Source organism: Collinsella sp. CLA-AP-H1 (assembly GCF_040092945.1).
Taxonomy (GTDB): domain Bacteria; phylum Actinomycetota; class Coriobacteriia; order Coriobacteriales; family Coriobacteriaceae; genus Collinsella.
The window spans coordinates 1-6,642 of record NZ_JBBNKO010000027.1 but is presented as its reverse complement, the minus strand read 5'-3'; the positions used below and the strand labels follow the sequence as shown (position 1 = coordinate 6,642).

The following is a 6,642-nucleotide window of genomic DNA, read 5'->3' as shown; positions in this document are numbered from 1 at the left end:
CATGAATGCGGCGTGGCCGCCGCGGTTGGATTAGACACTCACCATTGTCGGCCTGATCCGCGGTCTTTCATGCAGCAGGGGCTCTCAATGTTTTTATGTCCTGCTCATATCGTCTCTGCCGGCACTTGGGGACACTCCTCGGCGCGCCAGAGCCGGTCGCCTGGGGATGGAGAGGCCATTTTGGCCCTTGGCGGTCAGTCGGGGCGAAACTAGAAGATCTTTCCGATTCGCGGCTGTTCATGCTTGTAGAGCATCTAAAACAATAGGATGTTATTCTGGAATATGCCGGGTGCGTGAACTTGCCTGTCTTAGCCTTAATAAGGTATAGGGGAGTTTGGCTCAGGGGTTCCGTCTTGTTCTTCAGCGCAGTATTGTGGGACAGATTTGCTGAGATTGGCGCCTTACACCGCAGAGCGCACGGAAGGCTCTCGATTTGTGTTCTGGCCCCAGAATACAGGGCCTGATACTTACCAACTGTGGCATGGATGTAACATCTGTAGAAATCAACCCTTTTGTTGTCGACCTTTGTAAGAAAAACACTGCCATCAACTCTTTGGATGACGAAACTAGGGTGCTTGAGGGGAGCCTTTACTCCCCTCTGAGAGATGACTCATGTTTTTCGCTTGTCGTTGTGAATCCTCCGTTACTGCCGATTCCGGATGAGATTCCTTATCCCTTCGTTTGAGATGGAGGACAATCGGGTCTGGATAAAACACTTCGTATTCTTAAGGGTGGCGATACGCATTTAGAGAAAAACGGTAAATACTGCTAATAGGGGTGACGACGATGGTGCAGGGGCGACCCGCGATGCTCTCATCAATACGTCGGATACTTGGGAAATCAGGTCTAGATGCATGTATGATGATGCTGTGTGGCTATTCAATTAATCCGCGTTCCGAATGGGTGCAGGGTATAGCTGCGACATCGTATGCTTTTGACCCGGCGCGATACTCAGATATTTCTGAGGCGGTTGACGAAGTTTATACGCACTATGCCGCGCAAGGCGTTTCGGAAGTTTGCACATCTACGTTACGGGCTTAGGTTTCTTCAAGCGAGCAGGCCGGTTGCGTTATTTCGAGCGATTTTTCTAGTCTAGACGACAAAAGGCAAAGGATTTGATGGGTATAAAACGCGGACGTTTGTGGGCGGATGCTCAAATCTATTGTGGCAATCGGGCGGTTGAAAAAGATATTTCAACCGCCCGATTGCCAGGTTCGTCGGAGGAGATGTCCGATTCCGACTCTCTTGTAGGAAGAGCTTGAGATCGTATTGGCCCAAGGCAATCTTAAAGCAGTCTCATTGGCAAATCTTCGCTCCTGTTGTGTTGAGGTGTAAGGTATCAGTGATTGATGTTTTGTGGCGGGTAGATTGGGGCCTTCCTTGATTCGATGCGTTCTCTCGAGGTTCATCAGAGCAAAAGGGGCTTTCGTCTTCATTGCTATCACGGTGATTGGAACCGCTCTCTCCTATGCCATGCCATACGTGAACGGGAAATTCTTAGATTTTCTTCTCGGTAACCGCAGCGAAAGAGACGCCGTACTCTTCGCGCTCCTGGTTGCGTCAATAGGAGTTTTCTCCACCCTCTTTACTTATTTTGCAGGAACACTTTCCATTCGCATAACCACGAGACTTTCCTTTGATCTTCTCAGGGAGGCCGTCTTGCGTTTTGAAAGAGACGATTACTTGGTGAGTCGGACCATCGATCCAGCCTATACAACGCAACGGATTATTTCCGACTCCAGCGTGGTCTCATCCTTCGTTTTGGCGAATTTTATCAGTGCGCCGCTGTCCATTGTAGCCATTCCCATCGTATTGCTTATCATATGGTCAATTGATTCAACTCTCGCGGTGTTTTCCATCATTCTCCTCATCGTGTATTTCTGTGTAATTACTGGGTTGAGGAAACTTTTGTATAGGGTCACGTATGAGAAGAAAGAGGCGGACAGCGCCTTTTACGCCGCAATTGCATCGCAGCTTAATCAGATTCTCAACATTCAACTGACATCTTCGTACGGCAAGAGCGAACAAGCGCTCGACGCTGGGTTTAAGAGCTATTTTCCCAAAGTTTTGCGCTCCGGAAAGCTATCATATTCTCTGACATCGCTCGATGGTCTTTTCGCAGCGTTGTTTCAAGCGGTGATACTTGTTGTTTCCGGAGTACGAATCATTAACGGAACTATGTCAATAGGCGAGTACACTATCATCGGTACATACTTCGCGGTTCTCTTTAAGACTTTGAAAAGTATGATGTCATTGTTCAAATCCTATCAAGATGCCAAAGCATCATGGGATAGGACGGCTATCGCGACGAGAGAAAAGGAGAGATCGGGGTGGAATCGGACCGATTTAGCTAAACTCGATGAAATAAATGACATTTCGGTATCTGATTTGGAATTCTCGGTTGCCCTTCCAGACGGATCTGTCCGAGAGGTCCTCGGCGGGTTTTCTTTCAAGTTTTCCGGTCCTGGTACATATTGCATAGTTGGGGAAAACGGAAGAGGCAAGACGTCACTTCTTTACTTGATGCTCGGGCTATACTCATCGAAAGGCAAAGTAAAATACAACGGCGTGCCAATCGAAGAATGCGACTTGGATTACATACGTGCGAGAGAGATATCGTGCTGCCCACAGTCGTGCTTCGCGCCGGACGAAACGGTGAAAGAGCTGTTAGAGTATTTCGACACGCCCTTTTCTTCCTATCACCGGGGTGTAGATGGCCTACTTTCGCTGGAAAACAGCGTGAAGGAGTTGCTCGGGAAACGTTGCTCCGCGCTTTCGGGCGGTGAGCTGCGCCGAGTGTACTTATGGTCGGCGATTTCACGCAAGTCGTCAGTTTTGGTACTCGACGAGCCCACGACTGGGTTAGACGCTGTAAGCCGCGCCGAGCTTGCGGCCTATGTTAAGCGCAACAAGCAAAGCCAGCTGATCATCGTTGTCTCTCACGATGACGAGATGGTCGGCGCGGTAGAAGGGGTAGTGGATTTAGGCAGCATGTACCAGGGTAAATGATGACAAGTGTAGTGCTACCCAACTGGCAGAGATAACAAAAAGGCGATGCAGATGCACGTAGCATTCAGGCGGTTCGGACTCGGTGCCTTCACGCCATCGCAACGCTTTCAGATATAGTTCTCGTTCTCTTACTAAAGGAAACTTTAGTCTACGTCATCTTGTCGAGACAGAGGTGAAGCGAAGTGTTGTCGCGACGTATCTTATTCCAGGTGGCTCAGTATCAGCGTGAGAATCGCACCAAAGTGTACTTACGATTCTCGTGTCCCACGGACAACATGAGCTGAGCATTGAGGTTCCACCCTTTGCTGCAACTACACGGGGTTGGACGGCAATGAATATGCCGGGCCGCATACCACGCGCAGCGGGGGTCCATGTCCCAGTATGTTGCCTACAGCAGCCTCGATGTCCACGCACACATCATCTCTGCCTTCGCGTTCAATCCATTTGCCGGAGAGTGCGAGGGTTGCCAGGCCGTAGAATTCGAGCCGAACAAATGAAATGCGGTATCAGCGCATAGGATTAAACTGACGATTGCTTTGCACTGAGAATACGCTTGGAAAGCCGCTATGGGTGGCGGCCCGGGTTAAATAGAGAAGCCCGTCCGATCACTTTCATGTGGCGAACGGTCGGGCTTCTTATTCCACTTGCCAATGCTCGGCTCATATTGGAAGAAAGCTACGCTAATGTTTGCGTGACACTCCTATTTTCTCCGAAGAAAGAGTCGGATAATGAAGAATAGAATTAAAAAAGGTGCCAGATATAACGCAAGTATAAAGGCTAATCCAACGAGACCTTGCAATAATGGCATAACTCCTCCCAGACACGAGATTTTGGTATTTGTTCCCATCTTATTCTGAATTGGACCAAATAGTTCCTAGCCACAAAACTACTCGTCAACTGGATCGCACCAATCTGCTGGCAAAACACAGCTTGATTCTTTATCGACATAGCACCAATCCGCAACAGGGCACTCGGCGATGTCGTAAAAATTGCATATATCAACTCCAAGACAACAAGGCTCAACGGGAGGATGTTCATTTGAACCAACAGGATGGATATGCTTCATAACAGCTCCTCACCTTAATCCAATTAGAGACTACGTTTGATCAATGCCACAGTGATCTACAACGCAGATGCTGCCGCCATCCATGTCATAGTCGCAGTAATCGTATGCACCACAGCCATCTGCTTTATCATAAACAGTACAGATGTCAGTAATGCCCAAGAGGCAGTCAAAAGACATCGGCTTCACGCCTGCCTCGTCGCCACTTCCTGGATTAATCGGATGAATATGCTTCACGACTACCTCCCTTTGAGTGCAGAAAAACCTCAATATTGTGTATAACAAACCAAGATGTCTAGTTCACCATATTTCTAGAATGGCTTCGGCGAACGTAGCAATAAGCTTCGCAGACGGTAATCAGAAGAACGAACACCTCCACAATGGTGACAGCAATGCGCTGAACCGCTTATTCCGATACAGTAGCTTCTCGTTGATTTTTCTCCTGCGAAGATGAGTGGCGGGAAATAAGGTCAAAAGCCATCTCGTAGCACATTTTTCTATATTCACATGATGCAGGGTGTAGACTCTTGGGCAAGTAGCCGTGCTCGTCTGCAGCCTCCCAGCTACAGCCCCCACCACAGAAAGACCGAGCCCAACAGTCCGTACAGTCAATTCTTTTTTCGACACCCTGACTCCAGTTTTCAATATACCTAGTTTCGTCAATTCCGGTGACGATGTTGCCCATTTTGAATCGCATCATCCCGACAAACCTGTGGCAGGGGTATACGTCCCCTTCGGGAGTCACGGAAATAAAACGCCTGCCAGCCCCGCATCCGACAAAGGCGATCCTGTTGCTCATAATCAAATCAACTGCAGTTTTCAATGTTCTAAACAAGGGCTTTTCCCCTTGATCAATCTGTTTGAGATATTGATCCGCCAAATCTATTAGGCCCGCCCTGATTTTGTTTAATGAGTGTTCGTCGAGTTTGATATTCTCATCGAATGAGCTCACGGGCGAGAAGTAAATCCTTCTGAAGCCCATCTCTTTAAACTGAAGATAGTCTTCAACAAGGTTACAGTTATTATTTGTTAAGGTCGCTCTTGCGCCGAAGGGGAACGACTCGGAAAAACGACGAACGTTTTTGTCGATATCGGAGAAAGAGCCGCCTCCCGTCTTGTACGGGCGCGATGCATCGTGCTTGCATCCTGTACCATCGAGACTAATCAGAACAGAAAACCCGTGCTCCTTGAAAGAATTCACAGCAGTGTCATTCAAAAGCGTTCCGTTGGTCGTAATAGAATAGGTAAAGTTTCTATTGGGGTATATTCTTTTTGAATAGTCGACCGTTTTCCATATCAGCGGCTCGTTAATCATGGGTTCCCCACCAAAAAAGACGATCGCAAGCGTTTCGTTTTCCGATGAACTTGCGACGAGGTAGTCGACCGCCTTGAAGGCTATCTCGTCTGTCATCAGCAGAGGAGACGTTCCATAATCTCCTTTACCGGCAAAACAGTAACTACAACCAAGGTTGCATGCATGTGAAACGTGGAGTTCGATGGATCTAAGTTTTCGAGGCGTGTCTTTTGTTAAGAAAGTCCGCTCAGACAATCGTTGATACTCATCAATGTCGTCTTCAAGTTCTGCTATGGTCGTTTGGTCGTAGCCTTTCGCAGCAAGTGACTTTGTTAGCAACTTCGAGTTGACCGTTCTTCCCGATGCTTCAAATATGCGAAGCGCATCTTCTGATGCTTGGTCAACCTGAAAGCAATTGCGAGTGACCTCATCGAAGCAGTAACGACGATCACTTACTGAGAAAAAATGCATACGTTCCTCAATTTCATGCTGGACTGGCACTAACCTTGTTTATTGTTGCGCAGCTATAAAAAACCACCAGCGGGGATTCGGTGTGCGGCCCAATCGGACTCCCAAAAGGTTCTATTTGAGACTGGCAAGCTTTGTGTTGTTGGCACTTCGACAGCGCTCTTTATTCCAACATGGAGCCTCGCAGTTTGAGTCGACTTGCCTCTGGAAGGTCCGATCTTAACTTGATTTAGGATGAAAACAGATTACAGGCGCGCTCCTCTAGAAAGAAAGGAAACCAATCGCCGCCTTTCACCAGGAAAGTTTTTATAGCCCACCTCGAGCAAAATGAAAGATGCGAGAGCGATTGGGGAACAACGCGAATCTCCCCTTTTGGGTGGGAGCGAGCCTTCAGCCACCGGCGAACGACTCGCCCTGGTCAGAATCTGGAAGTGGTGCCGGGCCGCTTGGGCCTCCCCGGTGACTTCGTGGGGCTTACCTGCCTGACGTCGAGGAGTACATCCGCAAGATTCGTTCCCTATGCCGTTTGCTCTCACGCCCGCCTTAGTTCCAAGTCGGGCGAGCCGCCGCGCTCATGCGACCCGTGGCGGCGACACGTCGACGCCGCGCTCGCTGAGCACATCTTCGGTCGCGGGCGAGCACGAGGTCGCGCCGGCGCATCCGCTGGGACTGCTGTGCGTGCAAAACAGTTTTGTCGTGAGCGCCCCGCGCTGGATTCAGCCGAGTGAGCAGGGTGTTGAGATTGGCGCGCTGGCCACTGGCGAGGGCGATATTACCGACGTCGGCGACGATGTCTCGGCCCGCCATG

The 6,642-nt window shown here is 49.3% G+C and carries 5 protein-coding genes; 2 read left to right on the top strand and 3 right to left on the bottom strand.

The genetic code is table 11. The features are described 5' to 3' along the window. Positions 1-1,380 precede the first annotated feature (1,380 nt). Positions 1,381-3,009, top strand: coding sequence for an ABC transporter ATP-binding protein (locus tag AAAV44_RS09715; RefSeq protein WP_117564924.1), 1,629 nt, complete (start codon positions 1,381-1,383; stop codon positions 3,007-3,009). Between the two features lie 886 nt (positions 3,010-3,895). Here the strand turns inward: AAAV44_RS09715 and AAAV44_RS09710 are convergent. The 3 genes from AAAV44_RS09710 to AAAV44_RS09700 all read right to left on the bottom strand — a co-directional run bounded on the left by AAAV44_RS09710 (position 3,896) and on the right by AAAV44_RS09700 (position 5,837). Then, a complete protein-coding gene (locus AAAV44_RS09710) occupies positions 3,896-4,075 on the bottom strand; it encodes a hypothetical protein (RefSeq protein ID WP_147324165.1) in 180 nt (59 codons plus the stop codon). 30 nt (positions 4,076-4,105) lie between these two features. Further along, a complete protein-coding gene (locus tag AAAV44_RS09705) occupies positions 4,106-4,309 on the bottom strand; it encodes a hypothetical protein (RefSeq protein ID WP_124785779.1) in 204 nt (67 codons plus the stop codon). A gap of 169 nt (positions 4,310-4,478) precedes the next feature. Further along, the gene (locus tag AAAV44_RS09700) at positions 4,479-5,837 is read right to left on the bottom strand and encodes an SPASM domain-containing protein (RefSeq protein WP_082421808.1); all 1,359 of its coding nucleotides are present in this window, start codon (positions 5,835-5,837) and stop codon (positions 4,479-4,481) included. 516 nt (positions 5,838-6,353) lie between these two features. On the opposite strand from AAAV44_RS09700, the gene AAAV44_RS09695 reads away from it, so the two are divergent. Beyond that, the coding region (locus AAAV44_RS09695; protein WP_349115455.1) for a hypothetical protein at positions 6,354-6,642 on the top strand (289 nt) is incomplete at its 3' end.

Excerpts from the sequence above, each read along its gene's own strand:
- AAAV44_RS09700 (WP_082421808.1), bottom strand. The coding sequence starts at position 5,837 with ATGCATTTTTTCTCAGTAAGTGATCGTCGTTACTGCTTCGATGAGGTC.
- AAAV44_RS09710 (WP_147324165.1), bottom strand. The coding sequence starts at position 4,075 with ATGAAGCATATCCATCCTGTTGGTTCAAATGAACATCCTCCCGTTGAG.